The organism is Acidobacteriota bacterium (assembly GCA_030949985.1).
GTDB lineage: Bacteria > Acidobacteriota > Polarisedimenticolia > J045 > J045 > JALTMS01.
Genome location: JAUZRX010000005.1, coordinates 1 through 22,538 on the forward strand (window position 1 = coordinate 1; position 22,538 = coordinate 22,538).

General features: G+C 68.2%; 21 protein-coding genes. 8 read left to right on the plus strand and 13 right to left on the minus strand.

Translation table 11 applies throughout. The annotated features are described in order from the left end of the window. From Q9Q40_00760 to Q9Q40_00770, 3 genes are all read right to left on the minus strand, one after another. The coding region (locus Q9Q40_00760) for a transposase (protein MDQ7005741.1) at nucleotides 1-672 on the minus strand (672 nt) is incomplete at its 3' end. Further along, nucleotides 576-1,187 (minus strand): transposase, encoded by a 612-nt coding sequence (locus Q9Q40_00765; GenBank protein ID MDQ7005742.1) that lies wholly within the window; start codon nucleotides 1,185-1,187, stop codon nucleotides 576-578. The genes Q9Q40_00765 and Q9Q40_00760, both read right to left, overlap by 97 nt. Nucleotides 1,188-1,386: 199 nt before the next feature. Next, nucleotides 1,387-1,611, minus strand: coding sequence for a hypothetical protein (locus Q9Q40_00770; GenBank protein MDQ7005743.1), 225 nt, complete (start codon nucleotides 1,609-1,611; stop codon nucleotides 1,387-1,389). Here Q9Q40_00770 and Q9Q40_00775 point away from each other — a divergent pair. After that, entirely contained in the window at nucleotides 1,580-2,464 is an 885-nt protein-coding gene (locus Q9Q40_00775; GenBank protein MDQ7005744.1) for a LysR family transcriptional regulator, read from the plus strand. The two genes, Q9Q40_00770 and Q9Q40_00775, sit on opposite strands and share 32 nt — an antisense overlap. 902 nt (nucleotides 2,465-3,366) lie before the next feature. Here Q9Q40_00775 and Q9Q40_00780 read toward each other — a convergent pair. Continuing rightward, nucleotides 3,367-4,503, minus strand: coding sequence for a glycosyltransferase (locus tag Q9Q40_00780; protein MDQ7005745.1), 1,137 nt, complete (start codon nucleotides 4,501-4,503; stop codon nucleotides 3,367-3,369). After that, nucleotides 4,500-5,495, minus strand: a complete 996-nt coding sequence (locus tag Q9Q40_00785; GenBank protein MDQ7005746.1) for a polysaccharide deacetylase family protein — start codon at nucleotides 5,493-5,495, stop codon at nucleotides 4,500-4,502. Before Q9Q40_00785 ends, Q9Q40_00780 begins: the two co-directional genes overlap by 4 nt. Nucleotides 5,496-5,596: 101 nt before the next feature. Between Q9Q40_00785 and Q9Q40_00790 the strand changes: the two genes are divergently transcribed. From Q9Q40_00790 to Q9Q40_00805, 4 genes are all read left to right on the plus strand, one after another. Next, nucleotides 5,597-7,186 carry a lipid II flippase MurJ gene (locus tag Q9Q40_00790; GenBank protein ID MDQ7005747.1) on the plus strand — a complete coding sequence of 530 codons (1,590 nt, stop codon included), beginning with the start codon at nucleotides 5,597-5,599 and terminating at the stop codon, nucleotides 7,184-7,186. Between the two features lie 71 nt (nucleotides 7,187-7,257). Beyond that, nucleotides 7,258-8,715 (plus strand): O-antigen ligase family protein, encoded by a 1,458-nt coding sequence (locus Q9Q40_00795; protein MDQ7005748.1) that lies wholly within the window; start codon nucleotides 7,258-7,260, stop codon nucleotides 8,713-8,715. Next, nucleotides 8,715-9,830 (plus strand): glycosyltransferase, encoded by a 1,116-nt coding sequence (locus tag Q9Q40_00800; GenBank protein ID MDQ7005749.1) that lies wholly within the window; start codon nucleotides 8,715-8,717, stop codon nucleotides 9,828-9,830. The genes Q9Q40_00795 and Q9Q40_00800 overlap by 1 nt, the downstream gene beginning before the upstream one ends. Further along, nucleotides 9,827-10,291, plus strand: coding sequence for an Rrf2 family transcriptional regulator (locus Q9Q40_00805; protein ID MDQ7005750.1), 465 nt, complete (start codon nucleotides 9,827-9,829; stop codon nucleotides 10,289-10,291). The genes Q9Q40_00800 and Q9Q40_00805 overlap by 4 nt, the downstream gene beginning before the upstream one ends. Here the strand turns inward: Q9Q40_00805 and argH are convergent. Continuing rightward, nucleotides 10,288-11,700 carry an argininosuccinate lyase gene (argH, locus tag Q9Q40_00810; GenBank protein ID MDQ7005751.1) on the minus strand — a complete coding sequence of 471 codons (1,413 nt, stop codon included), beginning with the start codon at nucleotides 11,698-11,700 and terminating at the stop codon, nucleotides 10,288-10,290. The genes Q9Q40_00805 and argH overlap by 4 nt on opposite strands. Nucleotides 11,701-12,094: 394 nt before the next feature. On the opposite strand from argH, the gene Q9Q40_00815 reads away from it, so the two are divergent. Then, on the plus strand, nucleotides 12,095-14,197 hold the full coding sequence (locus Q9Q40_00815; protein ID MDQ7005752.1) for a right-handed parallel beta-helix repeat-containing protein: 2,103 nt from the start codon (nucleotides 12,095-12,097) through the stop codon (nucleotides 14,195-14,197). Between the two features lie 48 nt (nucleotides 14,198-14,245). On the opposite strand, the gene Q9Q40_00820 is transcribed toward Q9Q40_00815, so the two are convergent. Beyond that, complete coding sequence (locus Q9Q40_00820; GenBank protein ID MDQ7005753.1) at nucleotides 14,246-15,070, minus strand: class I SAM-dependent methyltransferase; 825 nt, start codon at nucleotides 15,068-15,070, stop codon at nucleotides 14,246-14,248. Beyond that, complete coding sequence (locus Q9Q40_00825) at nucleotides 15,067-16,008, minus strand: hypothetical protein (GenBank protein MDQ7005754.1); 942 nt, start codon at nucleotides 16,006-16,008, stop codon at nucleotides 15,067-15,069. The genes Q9Q40_00820 and Q9Q40_00825 overlap by 4 nt, the downstream gene beginning before the upstream one ends. 124 nt (nucleotides 16,009-16,132) lie before the next feature. On the opposite strand from Q9Q40_00825, the gene Q9Q40_00830 reads away from it, so the two are divergent. Next, nucleotides 16,133-16,807: a hypothetical protein gene (locus Q9Q40_00830; GenBank protein MDQ7005755.1), complete on the plus strand. Its 675-nt coding sequence runs from the start codon at nucleotides 16,133-16,135 to the stop codon at nucleotides 16,805-16,807. 68 nt (nucleotides 16,808-16,875) lie between these two features. Then, nucleotides 16,876-17,598: a hypothetical protein gene (locus Q9Q40_00835; GenBank protein MDQ7005756.1), complete on the plus strand. Its 723-nt coding sequence runs from the start codon at nucleotides 16,876-16,878 to the stop codon at nucleotides 17,596-17,598. Between the two features lie 47 nt (nucleotides 17,599-17,645). Here Q9Q40_00835 and nadE read toward each other — a convergent pair whose 3' ends face one another. From nadE to Q9Q40_00860, 5 genes are read right to left on the minus strand one after another with little or no spacing between them, the layout of a single operon-like run. Further along, the gene (nadE, locus tag Q9Q40_00840; GenBank protein ID MDQ7005757.1) at nucleotides 17,646-18,617 is read right to left on the minus strand and encodes an NAD(+) synthase; all 972 of its coding nucleotides are present in this window, start codon (nucleotides 18,615-18,617) and stop codon (nucleotides 17,646-17,648) included. Further along, nucleotides 18,601-20,208 carry a class I adenylate-forming enzyme family protein gene (locus Q9Q40_00845; protein ID MDQ7005758.1) on the minus strand — a complete coding sequence of 536 codons (1,608 nt, stop codon included), beginning with the start codon at nucleotides 20,206-20,208 and terminating at the stop codon, nucleotides 18,601-18,603. Before Q9Q40_00845 ends, nadE begins: the two co-directional genes overlap by 17 nt. Next, nucleotides 20,205-20,474 carry an acyl carrier protein gene (locus Q9Q40_00850; GenBank protein MDQ7005759.1) on the minus strand — a complete coding sequence of 90 codons (270 nt, stop codon included), beginning with the start codon at nucleotides 20,472-20,474 and terminating at the stop codon, nucleotides 20,205-20,207. Before Q9Q40_00850 ends, Q9Q40_00845 begins: the two co-directional genes overlap by 4 nt. Nucleotides 20,475-20,520: 46 nt before the next feature. Next, a complete protein-coding gene (locus Q9Q40_00855) occupies nucleotides 20,521-21,879 on the minus strand; it encodes a phosphomannomutase/phosphoglucomutase (GenBank protein ID MDQ7005760.1) in 1,359 nt (452 codons plus the stop codon). Then, nucleotides 21,876-22,253 carry a phosphomannose isomerase type II C-terminal cupin domain gene (locus Q9Q40_00860; protein MDQ7005761.1) on the minus strand — a complete coding sequence of 126 codons (378 nt, stop codon included), beginning with the start codon at nucleotides 22,251-22,253 and terminating at the stop codon, nucleotides 21,876-21,878. The genes Q9Q40_00855 and Q9Q40_00860 overlap by 4 nt, the downstream gene beginning before the upstream one ends. Nucleotides 22,254-22,538 lie beyond the last annotated feature (285 nt).

The window sequence follows — 22,538 nt, forward strand, 5'->3', positions numbered from 1 at the left end:
GCGAGTTTCCGCTTCCAGGACAGCGGAGCTAACCCGCCGAAGAATCATCGATCCTCCTCTCCACCTCTTGACGTTCCGGGTGAACTCGGCCATCCCCCCGTCGAGGTTCTCGTTCGGGTTCGTCGATCGCAGAGTCACCCAGAGGGGTCCCTCGGAGAAGCCCAGTTCCTGCAGCGCCAGCGTCTCGTCGAGACCCTCCTCCAGCGAAGCCGCGGCCCCAGGATGGGCGTCACGCAGGGAATCCGCGAGCCTCATGGGCTGTTTCCGGGCGAGTTTCACGGAGGCGGTGCCGTAGGCTTCGAACATCGCTTTCCTGACACTTGCGTGATACTCCTCCGGCAGGTGGTCGAGCACGTTGCGGATCTTGTGGACCTGGCAGCGCTGGACCAAGGCGACGGATCCGAAGATCTTGCCGATCGCTCTGCGCAGGGCTCCGGAACCATCGATGACGAAGAGCAGACGGCGCTCGGTGCTCAGCCCTCGACGAATCAAGTCCGACAGCAGGGCTCTCGCAACTCCCGAGTTCTCGGTGGTGCCCTCTCTCAGGCCCAGAACGTGCTTGTTTCCACCGCTATCTAGCCCTGAGCCACCAGCACGGTGTAGTCTCGAAACACGATCCCGTCGATCATCACCACCCGAAACTCGATCTCTTCCAGGAACCGTCCCAGGCACTCCCGAAGCTGCTTCTGGCTCAGTGCCACGAAGCGGCGGGACACCGCGCTCTTCGACGTCGCCCGCTGCTCGACTCCTTCCGGGAGAAACTCCAGCGACCGGGCATAGTTGCGAGTGGACACGCCGGAGACGATCGCGTCCCAGGTCTGACCCTCGAGAGGATCCCGGGATGCTGCCCAGGTGTAGCTCGCCAGCGTCAAATCCTCTCCCTGCCGATTGACTAACCGCGGACGCCGGATTGGAACGCGCCGGCTTCCCAGCGTCACCTCGGCAGCCGCCGATCCCGTCTTCACTCCTTCCCGACCAGGATCTCGGGACCAGGGCGCACCGCAAACCCGAGCCCGATCCTGTTCCATCATTTCCTGCAGAACAGCCGTTCCTGCTCGCACACAAAGGGCGAAAAAGCCCTCTCGGACCGAGCCGATCTCCGCCAGCAGCGGCAACGAGAGCTGCACCGACACGTGGCGGCGCGGGACAGGGGGGTGCTTCTTCTTCGACTTCGTGCGATTCTTCATCATGGTGGTTTCCTTTCTTTTTCTTTGGTGAGAATTCCTTTGTCTGTCATGAAAGAAGGTCGAAAGGAACCGCCACTTTCGCGATCTAAGTCAGCAAGCTGTGGGACATCCCCGGCGTCGACGTCGTTTGAGGTGGCGCCAGCGGCTGGACGGGTTCCGAGGCGTCCGGAGGCTTGCTTGACCGAGAACGTCGAGGCTTTCACCCATTGCTGCCGGGCGCTCCTTCGAGAACTTCCAGCCACAGCTCCACGGTGCTGCGGGTCATGGCATCGAGGGAGTACTGCCGTTCCAGCCGCGAGCGATCGGTGAGCACCTGCTGGTGGTAGGCGTCGCGCTCGGCGAGCACCTGCCGAGTCGCCGCAACGAAGGCGCCGGTGTCGGAGGGAGGGTCGATGATCTCCCCGGTGCGCGACGGCGTGATCATCGCCTCCACGTCCCCCACATTCCCCGCCACCACCGTCAGCCGCAAGGTGGCCGAGCTGGAGCGCCGGCTGGGGGCACGCCTGCTTCAGCGCACCAGGAGAAAGCTGAGCCTGACCGACGTGGGCCAGGCCTACTACCAGCGAGCGGTCCGCGCCGTCGCCGAGGTGGAGGAGGCCGTGGCGGTCACGCGGATGCAGCAGACCCCTCGGGGCCTGCTGCGGGTCACCATGCCCGTGAGCTTCGGCCATGTCGGCGCCCTGGTCGCCTCGTTTCTCGAGCGGCACCCGGAGGTGCGGGTCGACCTGGTCTGTACCGACCGGGTGGTGGACCTGGTGGAGGAGGGCTTCGACGTGGCCGTGCGGGCCGGGCGCCTGAGCGACTCCACCCTCGTCGCCCGCCGCCTGGGCGTCTTGCAGAACATCGCCGCGACCAGCCCCGCCTTCCTCGACCGCTGCTGCGCGCCTCGGACTCCCGAGCAACTCGAGCACTTCGGCTGCGCGGTCTTCGGCGCCGGCGCCGACCGCGCGCGCTGGACGTCGAGCGACGAGAGGAGGACGGTCTCGGTTGCCGTGCGAGCGCGCCTGGTGGTCATAGACATGGATTTTCTCCATGCTGCCGCCCTGGCCGGTCGCGCCATTACCCTGCTGCCCGCCGCTCGCTGTGCCGCCGACCTGAAGCATGATCGACTCCGCCGGGTCCTGCCCGCGTGGTGCTCGCCCGAGGTGCCGGTCCACGCTGTCTATCCCAGCCGCCGCCACCTTTCTCCCAAGGTCGAGGCCTTCCTTGACCATCTGAGTGGACAAATCAATAACTCTGGTCGAAGCGTGATCTGTCCGAGCACACACGACGAATGAACGGGCAGATCACGAGGATGGCATCGGGGAATCTTTCCAGATGGCCAGATGGGTTGACAGGCGACGGGGGGGGGGTACGATCTGAAAAGAAGCCAGGTAGTAGGCGCGCCGAAGGGGGGGGGGTACTGGTTGTTAGGTTATATTTGTTGAAATCCTGAAAGAGAGGTGCAGATGAAGATGCGAAGAGTTGGTCTTGCGATGATGCTCGTGGCTGTCGTTCTTCTTCCTGCACTGGCTGATTCTGTCACAGTGACTGTCTACACGGCCCCGAGTGGAACGAACTACGCTCTGACGCCCGGGGAAGGTGGGAGCTGTGTCCCTGTCACCGGCGGCATGGAGTGCAGCAGTTCCACGGGTAGCTCTTCGGCCAGTGCCACCGGGTGTGGCGCGGTCGATGGCACGGCTTTCTGCCTGATCGTTCCCCTGGACTGGACGTGGTCTGGTGGCACCACCGTGAACTCCACCAGTACACTTGAGTGCGAGGACAAGAACTATGAACTGAGCACGGGCACGACGACGGGATCCTGCACTCCAAACAACGGCGAGGCGATGACCTGTACGGACAACGGCTCGAACACTGCCTCGGCCACTTGCGAGAGTGGTTGTGGCACGACGACCGGATCCGGATCGTGCAAGGTCAAGAAGTAGTCATCGGGAGGGGGGCGGACAACGCGGTCTACCCCCCGCCGCCACCTATCTCCCAGCCTGCCTGAACCTGTCGGTATTTTCAAACACATTCCAGGTCTACGCTTCGAAGAGGCATTCGCCAATCGGATCGAGACCCCATGGGCTGGCGTCCCGGTGACGATTATCGCTCGCGAAGACCTGATGGCCGCCAAGCGGGCTGCGGGTCGCAAGCAGGATCTGCTCGACGTAGAGGAGCTACGCAGGAGCGGAATGGATTAGCCCGCTTCGCTTTCGGGTGCTCCCTCCAGCACCTGCTGCCACAGCTCCACGGTGCTGCGGGTCATGGCATCGAGGGAGTACTGTCGTTCCAGCCGCGAGCGATCGGTGAGCACCTGCCGGTGGTAGGCGTCGCGCTCGGCGAGCACCTGCCGAGTCGCCGCAACGAAGGCGCCGGTGTCGGAGGGAGGGTCGATGATCTCCCCGGTGCGCGACGGCGTGATCATCGCCTCCACGTCCCCCACATTCCCCGCGACCACCGGCACGCCGGACCCCAGGGCCTCGATCACCACGTTGGGGCAGCCCTCCGAGTCGGAGGTGAGCAGCAGCAGGTCCAGGTCGGCAAGCAAGGCGGGCACGTCGTCCCGCGGGCCGAGCAGGTGCAGGCGCTCTGCGGGCAGGTCCGGGGCGAGCTGGGTGCGGGCCTCCTCGCCCAGACCGTGGCCGATCAGCACGCCTGCCACCGGAGTGCCGCCGGCCAGCAGGCGCCGCAGGATCTCCATGAAGCGGGGAATGTTCTTCACCGGGCGGTTCTTGCCCACCAGCCCCACCAGCCGCAGCTCGGGGTCCACACCCAATTCCGCTCGCAGCCTCCCCGGGGCCCCGGCCCGCAGGCGGGAGAAGTCCACCCCGTTGGGCACGACTCGCAGGCGATTGGGAGGCGCGCCGAAGCGCTCGACCAGAAAAGCCGCGCCCCGGCGCGAGTTGACCAGGGTCACGGGGCAGCTCCGCAGCATGCGGCGGTAGGTCCAGCTCTTCAGGCGTCCGGGGCGGACCACCGTGCCCCGCACCGTGGGCAGCATGCGCCGGCCCGCGATGGCGCGGCGGGCCAGCCAGGAGTAGCCCGAGGCCAGCAGGTGGACGGCGTGGACCAACTCGATGCGCCCGGCCCGCAGCTCGGCGCCCAGCCGGCGCAGGCGACCGAGGTCGAAGCTCGAGCGGCGGGGGATCACCACCAGGGGGTAGCCCAATGCTTCGATCAGCGGGCCGTAGGGTTCGAGCTGCTCGGAAAGACAGATCACCAGCCGCGGAGCCCACTCGCTGCCCGCCAGCCGCCGCAGCAGCTCGTAGGTCTGGCGCTCGGCGCCGCCGTAGCCGAGCTGGGTCAGGACGACGGCGATGCGCGGCGCTCTCAAGGGCGGCCCGCCCGCGCCAGCAGGGAGAAGACCAGCTTCTCCTGGGGGCCCGCGTAGACGCCGATCCGGGGCAGGCGCAGCAGATCGGTTTCGGGCCCCAGCGGTCCCGGGGTGGAGGTCACCGAGGTGCGAAAGCCCGCCGCGGCCACCGCGGCCCGGGCCTGTTCGCCGAAACGCCCGCCGCCGCTGGGGTTGGGATAGGCAAAGTCCGGTACCGCGCGGCCGAGAATCTTTTCGAGATCCGTCTTCGAACCGGCCACCTCCTCGGCATGCTGCTCCGGGGGCAGGTGGTCGAGATGGGGATGGCTGCGGGTGTGAGCGCCGATGGTCATCCCGGCCTCCTGCATGCGCCGCAGCATGTCGGGGGTCAGGAAGCTCTGCTCGAGGCCCTCGCCCCGGGGCAACCCGGCCAGCGCGGCCAGGTGATCGAGCCAGCCCTCCCGCTCCTCCGCCGTCATGCCCGCAAACCACCGGGTCACCCGGCGACGCAGCAGTCGCCGACCTTCGGCCGCTGCCGGCACCTGGCCGGGCAGCGCTTCCGGCAGGCCGGTGGCGGCCCCCGCCGGCAGGCGCGGTACCAGCCGCCAGAGTTCCGAGATCCACAGGCCGCGCCCCGAAAACAGCGGTCCGGTGGTGATGTAGAAGGTGGCCGTCAGCCCGGCCTCGGCGAGCAGGGTTGTCGCCTGGTCATGGTTGTCCCGGTAGCCGTCATCGAAGGTGATCCACACCGCCAGGGGGCCTTCGGCCCCGCCCTGCAGCCGGGCACTCATCTCTGCGGGGCCCACCACCCGGCAGTGTCGACGCAGCAGTTCCAGGTGCTCGCGGAAACGCTCCGGCGAGACGGAGAGCCCCGGGTCGAGGTAGGCGCCCACCTCTTCCGGCCGTCCCACCGAGTGGTAACGCAGAATCACGCCCCGGGCCGGACCCGCCAGGGCCCTGCGGTAGATTCGTCGCCGACGCCAGTTGACGTAGAGTGAACGCAGGATGCTCAAGGCCCTCTCCAGTCCGCCACCTTGTGCCCGGCCGCCTGCCGGGAAGGATGACGCGCCCGGTTGAGAATATATGATCCTCCAGAGAGAGGTGAGGAGGCTCCTTGGCCCAAGATCGTTCCCCGGCCCCGGACGCGGCCCGACGCCGCGCGGACACCCGGCATCTGCTGGGGGCTTCCGCCGTGGTCACCGCCCTGGGCCTGCTGACCAAGCTGGTGGGCCTCGGCACCCAGGCCCTGGTGGGGGCCCTGTTCGGGGCGACCCGGGCGATGGACGCCTACCGGGTCGTGCTCAATGTCCCCCAGCTCTTCGCCACCTGGGTCCGTCAACCCGTGCGGGCGGCGATCATTCCTCTCTTCACCCGTATCCGCCGGGAGCAGGGCGAGGCGGCTGCCTGGGAAGCGGCGAGCAACATCATCAACTGCCTGGCGGTGGGGCTGGTGCTGCTGGTGGGCTTGCTCTGGGCCGGGTCGGGGCTGGTGGCCCGGGTGATGGCCAGCGGCTTCCGCGATCCGGCGGTGTGGGCCGAGATGTCGCGGCACATCCAGCTCATCGTCGTGACGATTTTCTTCTCGGTGCTCGGAGTGGTTCTCGGCAGCCTGCACAACATCTACCGCCGCCAGCACTACCCGGCCTTCGGGCGCCTGGCCAACGGCCTGGTGGTGCTCGCCGCCCTCTGGCTGTTGGGCCGCGAGTACGGCTTTACCGGCTACATCGCCGGCATCGTCCTGGGGGCCGCCGCCAGCTTCCTGATCCAGCTCCTGCTGATGGCCCCCCATCGCCGCCACTACCGGCTGGTGCTGCGCCCGAGGGCCCCCGAGATCCGCGAGTTGCTGGCCCTGGCGCTGCCGTTGTTCATCGGCCTGACGGGCACCCGCATCGACGTCTTCCTCGACCAGAATTTCGCCTCCTGGCTGCCCGACGGACATCTGGCGGCCCTGACCTTCGCGGCGTTTCTCTCGGCGGTGGCCACCGATCTGCTGATCACCGTCTCCTCCACGGTGCTCCTGCCCCACTTCGCCGACCTGGTCAGCCAGAGACGCTTCAGCGAGTTGCGCGGCCGCCTGGCCCAGTCCATGGGAGGCTACCTGCTGCTGCTGCTGCCCGTGGCGGCCTTCCTGGTGGTAGGAGCCTTCTCGGTGGTGGAACTGGTCTACCTGCGCGGCGCCTTCACCCGGGAAAAGGCCGAGCTGACCGCCATGTTGCTGCCGATCCTGGCCTTCGGCGCGCCGGCCTTTTCCATGGGCCAGGTGCTGGCCCAGGTGCACATCAGCGGCGGTGACACGAAGACCCCGATGGCCGTGGGTTTCTGGCGGGTGGGCTTCAAGGCGCTGTTCTCGGTGATCCTGCTGGTGATTCTGCCCCTGCCGCTGAAGATCGCCGGGCTGGCCTTTGCCTCCACCGCCTCGTCGTTCTTCCGCACGGCGCTGCTGTGGATGCGCCTTCCGGCCGATCGGCGGCCCGCGGGAGGGCCCCTGGGGCGCATGATCGGGGCGCTGCTGCTCTCCTCGGCCGCCGGGGGTGGGGCCGGGTGGGTGACGCTCGGAGGGCTGGGGGGGCTGGGAGAGGGCTTCGTCTTCTCGGCTTTCAAGGTGCTGGTCGCGTCGGCGGTGACTTTCGGTGTGCATCTCGCGCTGGCCAGCCTGCTCTCGCCGCCCCTGCGGCAAACCGCCCGCCGCCTGCTGCGTCGCTGAAGCGGGCGCCTTTCCGACTGGCCCCGGTGCCCCCGGGCGGCTTATCTTTGCCAGATGCGAGGGAACGACGGTTGAACCAGGTCTCGAGTCAGGTGCCCGCCGGCTGGCGGACCGAAGCGGGTGGCGAACCGCAGATTCAGGTCGTCGCGGCCAGCGAGATCATGGTGCTCGTTCTGGCCGTCGGCTGCGTGGCCGTGGCCTATGCCTTTCCTTTCCCGGCGGTGAAGTACGGCCTGATCGCCTTCTTCGGCGTGATCACCGTGCTCCAGACCCTGCGTCGCCCGGCGGTGGGCCTGGCGCTGCTGGCCTTCGCCTCCCCGGCGATGGATTTGATTCCCCAGGATCTCTTTCCAATCCGGGGGCTGAACGCCGAGACGGCGTTCCTGCTCTTCGCCCTGTTCATCTGGGCCCGGGCCAACCAGCTCTACGGAAAACTCGAAATACGGCCCGCGCTCAGTCGTTGGCTGGCGGCCTACGCCCTGCTGATCATGATCTCGGCCGTCAGGACCTGGCTGATTTGGCAGGTCTCTCTCTTCGATGTGCTGGCCAAGGGGAAGAACCACCTGACCTACATGATCTTGCTGCCGGTGGCCTTTCACGTGCTGCGGACCCGGCGCGACCAGAAGTTGCTGCTGCTCGCCGTCAGCGCATCCATCGTGCTCAACGCCCTGTCGGCCATCGACCACTCCTTTCTCGCCTTCATCGGGGGAAACCTCGAGCGCCACCGGGCCAGCGCCCTGCTCGCCACCCAGCCCAACATCTTCGGCGGCGCGATGGCCATGTACCTGCCCGTTTTCATCGCCCTGGCCCTGCACAAGATCGGTTCTCGACTGATGAACCTGTGGTTTTTCTTCGGTGCGGGCGCGGTGGGCTTCGCCCTGCTGCTGACCTTGTCCCGTGGTGCCTGGCTCGGTGCGGCGGGAGCCTTGGCGGCCATGGCCCTGGTCAGAGATCGCAAGCTGCTGGTGCTGCTGGTGGTGGCGGCGGCGAGTTACCAGCTCTGGGTCCCCGAGCAGGCCATCGAAAGGGCCAAGAGCACGACGCAGCACGGCGGCGACCTGGTGGCCGGGGAGCAGATCGCCGACGATTCGACCCAGATGCGCATCGAGCAGTACAAGTCCCTGGGCGCGATGATGCTGCCGCGGCCGATCCTCGGTTCCGGCTACAAGTCTTTCCCGCGGATGTTCAAACTCTACGGCACCCTGGGTCGGGCCAAGGGGGCTCACTCCACGTATTGCCAGATCGGTACCGAGGAGGGAATCGTGGGGCTGGTCGTCCTGGGCATCCTCTTCGCCATGATGATGGCGCTGGGACTCAAGGGGGCCTTCCGGTTGGAGGACCCCTTGCTTTCCTGGCTGGCCCTGGGCCTGTTCGCGGGGGCCGTTTCGATGGCCCTGTGCATGGCGACGGGCGCTCGCTTCGAGGCGCAGAAGATCTTCGGCTTCTACTGGCTGCTGATGGGCATCATCGACTACGAACTGGCGAGCAGGAGGATGGCTGCCGAACCCGCCGGAGGAGGGGAGACCTAGTGCGCGTCCTCTTCCTGGGGCCGGCCAGCGCCTGTCACGTCACCCGCTGGACCGACTTCCTCCGCAGCCGGGGGCACGAGGTGCTGCTGGCCACGATGCATGCCATCCCCCCCCGGCACGCGGACGGGAGCGCCCCCCTGGCGCCGAAGCTCTCCTCCGGGCCGACCTCGATGAAGACCCTGCTGCCCGCGGTGCGGGCCGCCCGGCGCCTCGCCCGGGATTTCCGCCCCGAAGTGGTCTGCGCCTATTACATGTCCAGCTACGGCTTCGTCGGCGCCCTGGCCGGACTCAGGCCCCTGGTGGGAGCGGCGGCGGGCGGAGACGTGCTGGTGGACGACTTCGACTCGGCCCTCAAGCGCCTGCGCATTCGAGCCATGGTGGGCTTCACCCTGGCCCGCACCAGCGGGATGCTGGCCTGGGCACCCCACGTGGCGGCCCGCCTCGAAGAACTGGGCTTTCCGAGGGAGAAGATCCTGGTCCAGCCCCGCGGAGTCGACCAGCGCCTGTTCGCCTACCGCCGGCCCCGCCGCCGGCCGCCGGGCGAGCCGTTGCGCATTCTCTCGATACGCTGGCTCAAGCCCCTCTACCGGGTCGACACCCTGGTCGAGGCCCTGGTCGGTCTGGCCCGGGCGGGCGCTCGCTTCGAGGCCCGGATCGGTGGAGAGGGGAGCGAGCGCGAGCAACTCGAAACCCGGGTACGCGAGGCCGGTTTGGGCGAGCAGGTCCGCTTCCTCGGGCGCCTGGAAGCCGACGACATCCCGGCCCAGATGGCCTGGTCGGATGTCTATGTCAGTACTTCCAGTTCCGACGGCGCCTCTTCATCGCTCTTCGAAGCCCTGTCGGTGGGAACCTACCCGGTGGTCAGCGACATCATTGCCAACCGGCCTTTCATCGAGCCCGGGGTCAATGGTCGGCTTTTCCCCGTCGGCGACGTGGCGGCGCTGCGGGGCCACCTCCTGGCCCTCGAGCGGGACGACGAAAGCCGCTTGCGCGGCATCGAGGCGGCCCGCAGGCTGGTGGCCGAAAAACTCGACTACGGGCGGAACATGGAGCGGATCGAGGCCTTTCTCGCCGCCGCCGCCGGGCGGGGGGCGACAGGGGGTTCGACCCGATGAAGATCTCCACCCGTGGCCGCTACGCCCTGCGCATGATGGCCTCGATAGCCCGCGCCGGGGGCGAGCGGGTTCCGGTGACTCTCGAGGCTGTCAGCCGGGAAACCGGTATATCGAAAAAATACCTCGAGCAGATCGCCATCCCCCTCAAGCGTGCGGGTCTGCTCGTGGGCGTGCCGGGGCGGGGAGGGGGTTATCGCCTGGCCCGGCCGCCGCAGGCCATCGACCTGGCCACGGTGGTCGAGGCGGCTCTGGGGCCGATAGGCATCGTGGGCTGCGTGATGGATCCGGGGAGCTGCGACCGCGCCGGCGAGTGCGAGGCGCGCATGATCTACGCCCTGGCCACGCGGGCCATGCGGGACGTTTTCGCCGCCCACACCGTCGAGGACCTGGTGCGGCCGCGCCGCCTGCGCGAGGCCTTGCTGGCCCTGGCCGCTTCGAGCCGGGACACCCGAGTCGGCTAGCAGCCCGTTCCGGAAGCTTCTTCGCCTCCGCGGGGAGGGTGCAACTCCTGCCGCAGCCGGACGAGTTGCTGTTCGACCTGGGACCAGGCCGTGCCCCCCGCGTGACAGCGTCGTTCGGCGGCGGCGCGGGGATCGAGCCACTCGGAGAGATCGGCGCCGAGCGCGGGGTGGTATTGCCGGGCGCGGGCCGGGTCGAGGGCCGACAGGTCGGCGCCCTCCTCTTCGAGGTCCTTGACCAGGCGTGCCACGCAGCCATGGGCCTCGCGGAAGGGAACCCCCCGGGTGACCAGGTAGTCGGCCAGTTCCGTGGCCAGGCTGAAGTCTCCCGCCAGCTCTTTTTCGAAGCGTTCGGCGACGAAGCGGGAAGTGCGCCACATGCCTTCCATGATCCGCACGCACTGGCGGCTGGTGCCCAGGGCGTCGAAAAGGGCGTGGCGGTCTTCCTGCAGGTCCCGGAAGTAAGACAGCGGCAGACCGTGGGTCAGGGTGAGCAGGGCCTGCAGGTCGCCGAAGACCCTCGCCGCCTTGCCGCGGATCAGCTCGGCGGCATCCGGGTTGCGCTTTTGGGGCATGATGCTCGATCCGGTGGTGTAGGCGTCCCCCAGCCGCAGGAAGCCGAACTCCGTGCTGCTCCACAGCACCATCTCGGCCGCCATGCGGGAGAGGTGGGACATCAGCACGGCGCAGGCGGCCACGGTCTGCTGCACGTGGTCCCGGGCCGCCACCGCGTCCATGGCGTTGGGTACCGGGGCCCGGAAGCCGCCCCGTCGGGCGCTGGCCCGGCGGTCCACCCGGTGGGGTGAACCGGCCAGGGCGCCGGCCCCCAGCGGGCAGAAGTCGAGGGCTTCGAGGGCCTCCCGCAGGCGACGCCGGTCACGGGCCAGCGGCCAGGCGTGGGCCAGCAGGTGGTGGCCGAGGAGAATCGGCTGGCCCCGCTGCAGGTGGGTGTAACCCGGCATCAGCACCCGGCCCTCGTCCTCGATGCGTTCGAGCAGGGCATCGACCAGGGCCGAGACTTCGCCGTCGAGGGCGGCGAGTTCTCGCTTGAGCCACAGCCTGAGGTCCAGGGCCACCTGGTCGTTGCGGGAGCGGGCGGTGTGCAGCTTGCCCCCCAGAGGGCCGATCACTTCGGTCAGCCGCGCTTCGACCGCCATGTGAATGTCGTCGAAATCCGCGGGGGAGGGGACGAAAGCGCCGGTTTCGAGTTGCCCGGCCACCTGGTCGAGGCCCTCGAGGATCGTCTGAAGTTCGGCGTCGGTCAGCAGGCCGGCGTCGGCCAGGCCCTGCGCGTGGATCTTCGAGCCCTCGATGTCCTCGCGCCAGAAACGCAGGTCTTCGGGCAGCGAGGACGAGAAGCGCTGCATTTGGGGGTCGGTGCCGCCCTCGAAACGGCTGCGAAGATCACTCATGGTCTTTCCCTCCCACCCGAGTCGTTCAGGGGTCGGGCCCGGGCGGCCGCTGGCATGCTATCCGGCCCCTTCCGCGGGGTCAAAAAACGCCTGCCGATCCATTGCGCATCCGCTACGGGGATTACGGAATCGTGATAGGCTGCCGGTCCATCGCCATTCCGGTTCCGCGGCCCGTTCGGCCGTCGGCAAGGCGAGGCTCGCAATCTGCGGCGTCCTTTCGACTTGAGGGATCCCGCCCGGAGCGTCTGCCGCGGCTTGCCGGACTTGTCGATGCGGACATGAAGGCACAGTTTTTGCTCTAGAACCTGGCCAAAATCACTGGCAGTGACTCGTGACGAGAGGCGGCACGCGGCGGCAGACTCCCGCGGAGGACGCCCACGAGAGGAGATGTCCCGTGAGGCACCGAGTTCTGGGCCGGATGATTCCCGGTCTCGTGATCTTCTCGCTGATGGCTGCCTTCCCGGCGGCATGGGCCACCGACTACTGGGTGCGCACCGACGGCTCCGATGCCTGCAACGGTCGGGCCGACGCCCCGTCGGGAAGCGGCAGTTGTGCGTTTCGTTCCATTGCCAAGGCCAACTCGGTGGCGGGTTGCGGCGATACGATCAACATCGGTGTGGGCGCCTTCTTCGAAGATCGCATCACCGTTTCCGACGACTGCGCCACGACCGCGCCCAAGGTTTTCGCCGGTGCCGGGCTTTCGGTCAGTACATGGGTCGCCGGCGGTATCGACGTGGATGACACCGCCTGTCAGCCGGACGCGAACAATCCCAACGTCTACCGCTGTCCCAAGCCGGCGGGGACCGGGACGCAATACTCGCCCCAGTCCTGCCTGCTCCAGCGCTACACCGAGCACGTCTACTGGAAGGACGAAAACTCCACCCAGGGCGACCTGGTCGGCCCCGTCTGCCTGACCCGCAACACCAACTCCGCGGCCGACGTGGACGGCAAAGAGGGCAACTACTTCGAATCCACCTCCGAGTATTTCGTCCGCCCCTGGGATGATCACGACCCCCGTGCCGCCGGTACGGCGGGTACGGGCCTGGTAGCGGCGGTGGCCACCTGCACCAGCCAGTCCTCCATGGCCCTGCGGCTGACCGGCCGCAACATCGAGATCCGTGACCTGGAGTTGATCAGCCCGTGCTACGTGGCCATCGGCCTTTCGGGCTCCGACGGTGTGTTGCTCGAGAATCTCAACGTCTATGGCGGGACGGTCTGGGCCTACAACAACAGCTCCAACTTCACCTATCGTCGCCTCAAGGTGCGTAACGCCCTGCGTCGGCCCAACAACACCGGAACGGTGACGGGAACTTCATGGGACACGGGAAGCCAGTGCATGGCCACCCAGGGTTCGAACTTCACCATGGAGGACGTGGAGACCTACGGTTGCCGGGAGGGTTTCTCGCTCTCCGGCGGGGCCAACAACGGCACCATCGACGGGCTCTTCGTCCACGGCTCGTTCAACCACGGCATCAAGATCCAGGATCAGACCACCCACGACATCCTGATCCGCGACGCTCTGGCCTACAACAACCAGGAAGCGCTGTTCATCGAATGTCCCTACAACATCACCGTCGAGAACTCCACCTTTCCCTTTACCGCCCCCGGTGGCGGCGTGGTGATTCAGGGCAACCCGGGGGGCTGTGCGGCGGATCGCCCGAGCAACCTGGACTTCTACAACAACATCATCTTCTCGATGATCTGGCACAACTACGGTGGTGATACCTGGGCCAAGGGCGGCCACGACCTGGACTACAACACCTACATCAGTGACAACGGCCGCTCCTACGTGCAGCGCAACGTACAGGCCAATCGCTCGATGAGCCTGGCGACCTGGCAGAACTGGAGCGCCGACCCCTGCGCCGACTGCACGCGCGATCCCAACGGTCGCTCGGCGACCCGGGCGGAAGTGTTCAAGAACTGGATGGGCCAGGACGACCGCCTGAACGCGGGTTACGACTTCGATCTGCGAACCGACTCGCCGGTGGTGGGCAGCGCCTCGTCGAGCTACGGCGACGCGGTCGATATCGAGGGCGTCGGCCGTTCGACGCCCCGGGATCCCGGCGCCTACGACCACACCGACGGCGGGGGAGGGGGAGGCGGCGGCAGCCCCGCCTGCTCCGATGGCCTGGACAACGACGGTGACGGCGTCGCCGACTACCCGGCGGACTACGGCTGCTCGTCGGCCACGGACACGTCGGAGGTGTCCACCACGGCTTGCGGCGACGGGGTCGACAACGACGGCGACGGCTTGGTCGACCAGGGGGACAGCAACTGCACCTCGGCTACCGACGGCAGTGAGAGCCGCTGCGGCGACGGGGTGCGGGAGCCCGCTGCCGAGGCATGTGACGGCAGCGACCTGGGGGGGCAGACCTGCGTCTCCCGGGGCTACGACGAGGGCACCCTCGCTTGCGACGCGAGCTGCAACTACGATGAGAGCGCCTGCAACTCCCGCCCTTCCGACGTAGGCAACCTCCGACGTACCGACACCCGCTGACCGGAGCCGCGCCTGCGACCCCGCTGGAGAAGTTTTTTCAGCGGGGCGCTAGGGCCGGCGGGGCCGGCAGCGGACCACCAGGTAGCCGCCGAGGTAGCGGAAGGGGGGAAGATCCGCCAACCGTTCATAGGCGTAGGCCAGGGAGCGGAACAGCGGCCAGGCGTCGTTGCTCGAGCGGGAGCGGAAGTACTGCAGGGGGAAGAGCCAGGCGCCTGTCACCCTCTCGACTTCCAGTCCGGCGCCTTCGAGCTGGGCCTTGAGGGAGGGCCAGAAGGTCCAGCCGGTGGGCTCGTCGAAGGTCGGTTCACGGCCCATCGCCCGCAACAGGGCGCGCAGGGCGGCCTTGATCGGGATCTTCAGCGCCCGGATCATGCCGTGGGGGGAAAGCCAGTTGTACTGCACGAGGATGAACTGGCCGTCGGGGGCGAGCACGCGACAGGCTTCGGCCAGGGCCGCGTCCTGGTCGGGGATGTGCTGGATCACCCGCACGCAGGTGATGGCATCGACGCTGCCCGCCTCGAGGGGGATCTCGGTCGCCGAGGCCCAGACCAGTTCCGTCGGCACCGGCAGCGGTTCGTCCTTCATCCAGTTCCGGGCCACGCCGAGCAGCCGGCGGCTGCGGTCGAGACCGATCAGGCGCTCGGCCCGGGGCGCGAAGTGCCGCAGGAAACGGCCGTGCCCGCAGCCCAGATCGAGCAGGGCGGCGTTCTTCCCGTCGGAGAAGCAGCGGTCCAGGGCGTCGGCCTCCACGGCGGTCATGTAGGCGCCGAAACTGCCGCGGAAGGCGCGGTCGTACTCGGTACGTTCCCAGAAGCCGGCCTTGCGGCGGGCCAGGACTTCCTTCTTTTCGTGCTGTTCCGTCGCTAGAGTCACCGCTGAATCCTTTCCACCAGGCCCCGAAAATCGGTCAGCCAGACGTCCGACCGGGCGGTCAACTCGCCCAGCAGGGTGTCGTACCATGCCTTCATCTCGGGATCCTGGCTGGAGTAGCTGTTGGGGTGGAGGTTCAACGTCACCACCCGGCCCAACTCCGCGGCCCGGTCTCCCAGGCGGCGAACGTAATCCCTGGCTCCGGCCAGGTCCAGTCCGAGGCCGGTGACCGAGAAAAGCGTCGAGTCCATCACGTGCAGGGGGATCTCGAGCAGCTTCCCCCGGAGCCGTCGCGGGCCGGGCAGAGGGTGCTGGTCCGGGGCGAGGTTCCCGCGGTCCATCACCGTCGAATCGTACTCCAGCCCGGCGGCTTCCATGCCGTCGAGCACCTCCCGCCGCAGCCGCAGGTAGTGCATCCGCAGCCCCCGCACCGGCCGGCCGCCGATCGCGGCCAGCTCCCGCACCTCCCCGGCCAGGCCCTCGGCATCGGTCGACGATTGCCCGTGAAGGCCCACCTCCTGGCCGGCGGCCTGGAGCCGGGCCACGGCGGCCCGGATGGCCGGGGGCCGGTAGTTGATGCCCAGGCCGGGTCGGACGGCGATGAACCAGGTGGATCGCACCCCGGCCCGCCTTTCAGCCTCCAGCAGGGATTCCAGCACGTCCCAGGGATCGCGTCCCACCGCGGCGCGGGCGATGCCCAGCCAGGCCCCCAGCGCCCGCCGCGGCCGCCAGCGGCGGATCAGGTTCTGACGGGCGATGTTGAAGCCGTAGCGCAGCAGGAAGCCGTCGACCAGGTGTTCCCTCAGGCCCAGGTGGTCGATGTCGTGGCTCAGGCAGACCCCCCAGCGGGTGCCGGCGGGCAGATCGACGGGCAGTTCTCCGCTGGTGGGAGGTTCGGGGTAGTCGACGGTGGGGCGGGACGAGGCGTGGGGGGGCTTCACCTGCGGTATGCTCCTCGGCCGTGGACGAACTCCGGCTCTCCCGGGTCCCGGCCTTGGGATGCATATTACCCCGAGCCCGGCTGAGTTTCGGAGCGATGGTGCGAGGTGCCCTGTGGGACGACTGGTGACAGCATGGCGGTTGTGGCAATCCGGCGGGCGAGACGAACTGCGCGCAGCCTTCGAGCGCTCGCTCTTTCCGGCCCGGCTCTACCGGGTCAACGAGATGGTCATCGCCCGCCTGACCACCCCCCGACCCCTTCCGAGGCCCCTGGCCAACGTGAAGATCCGCTGGGCGACGACTGACGACGAGCCCCTGCTGCGGCGCATTCGTCCCCGCGAGGGCGGTTATCTGCGGAATTTCGAGACTTCCCTGTGCCTGCTGGGCGAGGTGGGTGGAGAGCCGGCCAGCTTCAATTTCTTCGAGCACGGCGACTGGCATGTCTCCCGCTCCAACGCCTACCGCTTCGCCCTCGGACCGGAGGCCGTGTGGGCCTGGGGCTTCGAGGTGCATCCCCGCTTTCGGATGAGCGGTGTTTTCGCCAAGCAGTGGGTGGAAGCTCTGCCCTTGCTGAGGGAGAAGGGGTTCAGGCGCATCTACGGCTCGATCCAGGCCGACAACCCTCGCTCACTCAAGTCCCACCGGAGGCTGGGATTCGAGTTCCTCTATCGTTTCCGGGTGCGGCGTCTGCTGGGTACCGTGCGCCACCAGGCGGTGCCGGAGGAGGGGCGGGAGCTGGAAGCCTCGTCGGGGTGGGGCCCCTGGGTCGGCCGCGACACATCGATCGAGGCCGACGGCTGATTTCGGCGTACTTTCCCGGGGAGGATGCGCGTGAGCCTGCGCGGGTCTTCGAGGACCTCGATGGGATCATGACCAGGCCCCTGGCAGAGCGGGTGCGAACGGCCCTGCGTTTCGTTCGGGAAGGTCGCTTCCAGGCCCTGAGGGCCACCGTGGAGCGGGGTTTCTTCCCGGCGCCGCTGTTTCGCCGCAATCGGCTGATCATCGCCTCCCTGGGGGCGTGTTCCGCCCCGGCGGGGGGCGAGGGCGGCGACTTCGATCTGGTCTGGGCGGGGCGGCGGGAGATGGCCGCGCTGTGTGCGGTCCGGCCGCGTCCGCGTGATTTCGAGCGCTTCTTCGATGCGGGCTGCCTGGCGCTGCTGGGCCTGCGGGACGGGGTGCCCTGCTCACTGAGCTGGATCGAACTGGATCCGGTGCACGACTCGAGGCCCAACGCCTATCGCTTTCCGCTGCATGCCTCGGCCGCCTGGGGGTTCGGCTACTGCTCCACGGAGGGTCTGGCCGACCAGCAGACCTTCCACCAGCACTGGCATCGCAAGCTGGCGGTGCTGGAGCAGGTGGGTATCGACGAGGTCTACGTGGCGGTCCAGTCCGACGATGTCCTGGAACGGGCCGTCCACCGCCGGGCCGGATTCACCATGGTCTTCGAGCTGGATGTGCTGCGCTTTTGCGGGGCGACGGTGCACCGGGTCGGTCGCCTGGCCGACGATCACGCCGGTCCCCGCCGCCGCCTGGGCCTCGGCCGCTGGAGCCCGGCCACCGGCAGCGTCGCCCCTTTCCGCCCCCGGCAGTAGTCACGCCGTGAGCGCCCGCGGCGGGGAGGGCGTCCTGCCGGCCGGGCTCACGGATGAGCGGTCAGGGGCATGTGGCGCATGTGCTCGGTGGTGCGGTGCTTGCTCATCAGGTCGCGGTAGGCCCGCCGGACCTGCTCTTCGCCCAGGCCCAACGCCGCGGCCACTTCGCCTTCGGGCACCTTGTTCTCCCAGCCGTAGAGCAGCAGGTCGAGCTGCTGGAAGGGCAGGGAGAAGAAGAACTCTTCCTGGGTCTGCTCCGCGGAGTAGGTGTCTGAAGTCGGCGGCCGGGAGGTGATGCCTTCGGGCACGCCCAGGTAGTCGGCAAGGGCGTAGACCTGGCTCTTGTACAGGTGCTGGATCGGCTTGAGATCCACGGCGATGTCACCGTGCTTGACGATGAAGCCCACCGCCCATTCGTTGCGGTTGCAGGTGCCGATCACCGCGTAGTTCAGGCTCTCGCCGTGGTAGTAGAGCATCGCCGTGCGGGCCCGCTGCTTGAAGTTGGTCGCCGCCACGATCTGGTTGAGCTGGCGGGGGCCCAGGCGTTCGGTGCGGGTGGTGCCGTCGGCGAACTCCACGGTGAGCAGGAAGTAGTTCAGCCGGTCCTGATCGAGGATGCCCTCGGCCAGGTGGATCTTGAAACGGTCCCTGTCCGGGTCGAATTCCGGGAAGTGGTGCCGCACCGCCTCGGTCTGGCGCCGGTAGCAGCCCAGGCCCTCGAGGCCCGGCGTGACGTCTTCCATCAGCAGTTCGACGCCCAGCTTGTCGCCCAGTTCCCGGGCCAGGTCCACGCTCTCCGGGCTCGAGTGGCGGTCAGGCATCATGATGCCTACCACCCGCTCGGGTCCGAGGGCCTTGACGGCCAGGCAGAGCACCACGGCGGAGTCCACTCCCCCGGAAACGCCCACCACGCCGCCTTGGCGGCGCAAGTCCCGGCGCACCTGGCGGCGCAGCACCTCCGCCAGGCGCTCGCTCTCGGCGGCCGGGTCGATCCTGATCACATCAGCACTCAGGGGCATCACTTTTCTCCGTCTCGGAAGCCGCGGGGCTCCCGCTGTCGATCGTGGCGCGCTCCCGCTGGCGGAGCACCTGTTTCATGATCTTGCCTGACTCGTTCTTGGGCAAGCCGTCGAGGACTTCGAAGCTCGCGGGTTTCTTGTAGGGCGGCAGGCGCTTGCCGACGAATTCCAGGAGTCCGTCCAGCTCGGCCTTCGAGCCCTCGCGAAAGACCACGAAGGCCTTGATCGTCTCTCCGAGGATTTCGTCGGGAACGCCGATCACGGCGGTCTCGTGCACCTCCGGGTACTCGAGAAGGATGTCTTCGATTTCCTTGGCGGCGATCCGGTGGGCGCCGGCCTTGATCATGTCCTTGATCCGGCCCACCACGTAGAAAAAGCCTTCTTCGTCCTGCCGGCCGATGTCACCGGTGCGATAGCCTTCCGGGCCGAGGACGCGGGCGGTCTCCTCCGCGTCGCCCCAGTAACCGCGCATCAGGTTGGCGCCCCGGGCGACGATCTCGCCCTCCTCGCCGGGGGCGGCGACGGACCCGTCCTCCCGCAGAATGCGCAACTCCACGTTGGGGATCGGCTTGCCGATCGAGCCCACCTTGCGCGGGAGGTCTTCGGGGGGCAGGTAGCTCAACCGCGCCGAGGCCTCGGTGGCCCCGTACATCACGAAGATCTTCTTGCCCCGCAGCACTTCCATCAAGCGCCGGGTGTGTTCGGGGGACATCGCTCCACCGGCCTGCGTGACGTAGCGCAGGTGCTCGAGTCGGCGTTGGGAGAAGTTCGAGCGGTTGAGCAGGATGGCGAAGGTGGAAGGTACGCCGGAGAAACCGGTGCACCGTTCGTTTTCCAGGGTGTCGAGCGCGGTGTTGGGAAACAGGAAGCGGTTTTCGATCACCACGCTGCCGCCCACGAAGCAATGGGTGTTGAGCAGGGACTTGCCGTAGACGTAGTAGAAGGGCAGGACCTGCAGCACCCGGTCGGTGGGGCCCAGCCCCAGGTACTCGACGATGGAGCGCGTGTTGGTGCAGATGCTCAGGTGCCGCAGGGTCGCGCCCCTGGGTTTGCCGGTGCTTCCCGAGGTGTAGATGATCGAGGCGTCGTCCAGGTCGATGGTGCCCGCGTCGGGGCGGGTGTCCAGTTGGGCGGCCAGGGCCGGCTCGGCATCCACCAGGCGGATGTGGGCCGGTCCGGGCTCGAGGGCCCGGAGGCCCCAGGAAATCACCACCTCCAGCTCGGGCAGCGCGGTGATCGCCTCGCTGACCTGGGCGCCGAAGCGGGCGCCGCTGATCAGGAGTCGCGCTCCGCAGTCGGCCAGAAAGCCGCGCAGGCCCGGGCCGTCGGCCGCCGTGTTGAGGGGCACCGCGATGGCTCCCGCCTTGAGGATGCCGTAGTAGGCCGCCACGTAGCCGAAGTTGTTCTGCTCGAGGAGCCCGACCCGGTCGCCTCGGCCGATGCCGTGTTCGGCGAGGAGGCGTGCGAAACGATTGGCTCGGGCCTCGATCTCGCCGTAGGTGACCTGCTTGCCCTGCTGGATCAGGAACACGGCCTCGGGCCGCCGGTCGGCGGCCTGCTCGAGGAAGTGATGAACCAGGTAGGGGGTCATGGGGCGATCCGCCCGGCGAGCATCGCTTCGAGCCCGGCCACCGAGCCCAGGCTCTCTTCGGTCAGCTCCGCCTCGCCGAGCTGCAGGCCGAATTCCGCCTCGATTTCCGCCACCAGGCTCAAGACGCCCACCGAGTCCAGCCCCGCGTCGGTCAGGGGGCGGTCGGCGGGCCAGGGTCGGGGCAGGGGCTCGGCCAGGACCCGGTCGAGGATCTCCATCAGTCGGGCATGGAGGGTCGGGTCGGCCGGTCGGGCGTCCGTCGTCATGGCATCGTCCTCGGGCAGCGCGGCATACGAGCCGCTGGAAGCCAAGTTAAGGACACGGGCCGCTCCGGGGCAAGGGGTTGCGGATCAGGGTGAGCAGCTCCCGCGTCCGGGCCTGCAGCTCTTCCGCGTCGGCGGCCTCCACCACCAGTCGCAACAGGGGCTCGGTGTTGGACGGCCGGACGTTGAACCACCAGGTGGAGTAGCTGACCTTCAACCCGTCGAGAGTGGAGATCTCGCCGTCCCGGTACTTGTCCCGGAGGGCCTGGAGGCGGTTTTCGACCCGGTCCACCCGGGAATTGATCTCGCCGCTGGAGTGGTAGCGCCGCAGGGGGGCCACGGCCTGGGAGAGGGTGCAGCCGCGGCGGTCGAGCAGGTTGAGCAGGCGGAAGAGGGCCAGCAGGGTGTTCTCCGCGCACGCCGCTTCGCGAAAGTAGAAGTGTCCCGACAGCTCCCCGCCGAAGTGGGCCTGCTCGTCGCGCAGCGCCTTCTTGATGAAGGCGTGGCCCACCCTGCACTCCACGGGTCGGCCTCCGGCGGCCCGGATCTCCTCGGCCACCACCCGAGAGGAGCGCACATCGAAGAGGATCGGTGTGCCCGGATGCTCCCGCAGCACCTCCGGCGCGATCAGGGCCGTGGCCAGGTCCGCGGTGACCACGGCTCCCTGCTCGTCCACGAACACGCAACGATCGCCGTCCCCGTCCAGGGCGATGCCCAGGTCGGCGCCGGTGCGTCGCACCTCGGCTTGCAGGTCCCGCAGGTTGTCGAACACCAGGGGGTTGGGCTCGTGGTGGGGGAAGTCGTCGTCCGGATCCAGGTAGAGCGGCAGGATCTCGAGGGGCGAGTCCCGGCGGGCCAGTTCCTGGTAGTCCGGGCCTCCCATCCCGTTGGCCCCGTCCACGACGACGCGAAAGCGCCGTCGCAGGTGGAGAAAAGCCAGGCTGTCGTCGACGAACGCACGGCGGGGTTCGAGGGTGTCCAGGGTACCCCGGCGCGGCGCGGCGGGGAAATCGCCGCCGGCCACCAGGTCTCGAATGGTCCATAGTCCGTTGGCCGAACCGATGGGCTCGGCGTCCGGGCCGCAGATCTTCATGCCGTTGTCCGGCAGGGGATTGTGAGAGGCGGTGACGGCCACCGCCGCGTCGAAATCGCGCCCGGCGTAATAGACCAGGGGTGACGAGGCCTCGCCGATGAAGGTCACGTCGGTTCCCTGCTCGCGCAGACCGTCGATCAGGGCCGCGGCCAGCGAGGGGCTCGACCGGCGCATGTCGTGGCCCACCAGCGCGGTGCGGGCGCCGAGGTGCACCGCCGTGGCGCGGCCGATCCGCCGGGCGAGAGGCTCGTCGATCGCCTCGGGGTAGGCCCCGCGGACATCGTAGGCCTTGAACACGCGCCGCAGGTCGCTCAAGGTCGTTCCTGCCGGCCGAAGTCGTCCTCCAGGCGGACCACGTCGTCCAGTTCGGGCGTGCTCACCTCCAGCAACTCCACCTCCTCGATCGCTTCGATGCGGTGCACCGTACCCGCCGGCAGGTAGACCACGCGGCCCGCGGCGATCTCGCCTTCCGCCTCGCCGTAGCGGACCCGGGCCCGGCCCCGGACCAGCAGCCACGCTTCTTCCTTCTTCTCGTGGTACTGGAGGGAAAGGCGGTGACCCTGGTGGATCACCAGGCGTTTCATCACCACCCGCTCGCCCACCACCAGCCATTCTTCGTGGCCCCAGGGTTTGTCCACCCGCTTGAAGGGCGGGCAAGGGATGGGGGAGACATTCGATTGCGCGTTCATCGCCGGCTTCCTTTCGGCATCCGTTCGGGACTGCGGGCAGGGCGAAGATAGCCGCCGCTCAGCGCCGCGTAAACCCCGGGGCGGGAGGCCCGCGGGAAGAACGAAATTGCAAGGTCGGCGCCGATCTCGTTTCCCGCCTGGCGGCCGGGACGTGGCCCCGCGGGCAGGCGGAAGCCCGCAAGAACGGGCAGGACGTCAGTTGAACGGTGTTCCCGGCGGATGCGCGGAAGTGGCATGGGCCTTGAATGGAACGACACCCCAGCCGGCGGTGTCACGCCCAGGGCG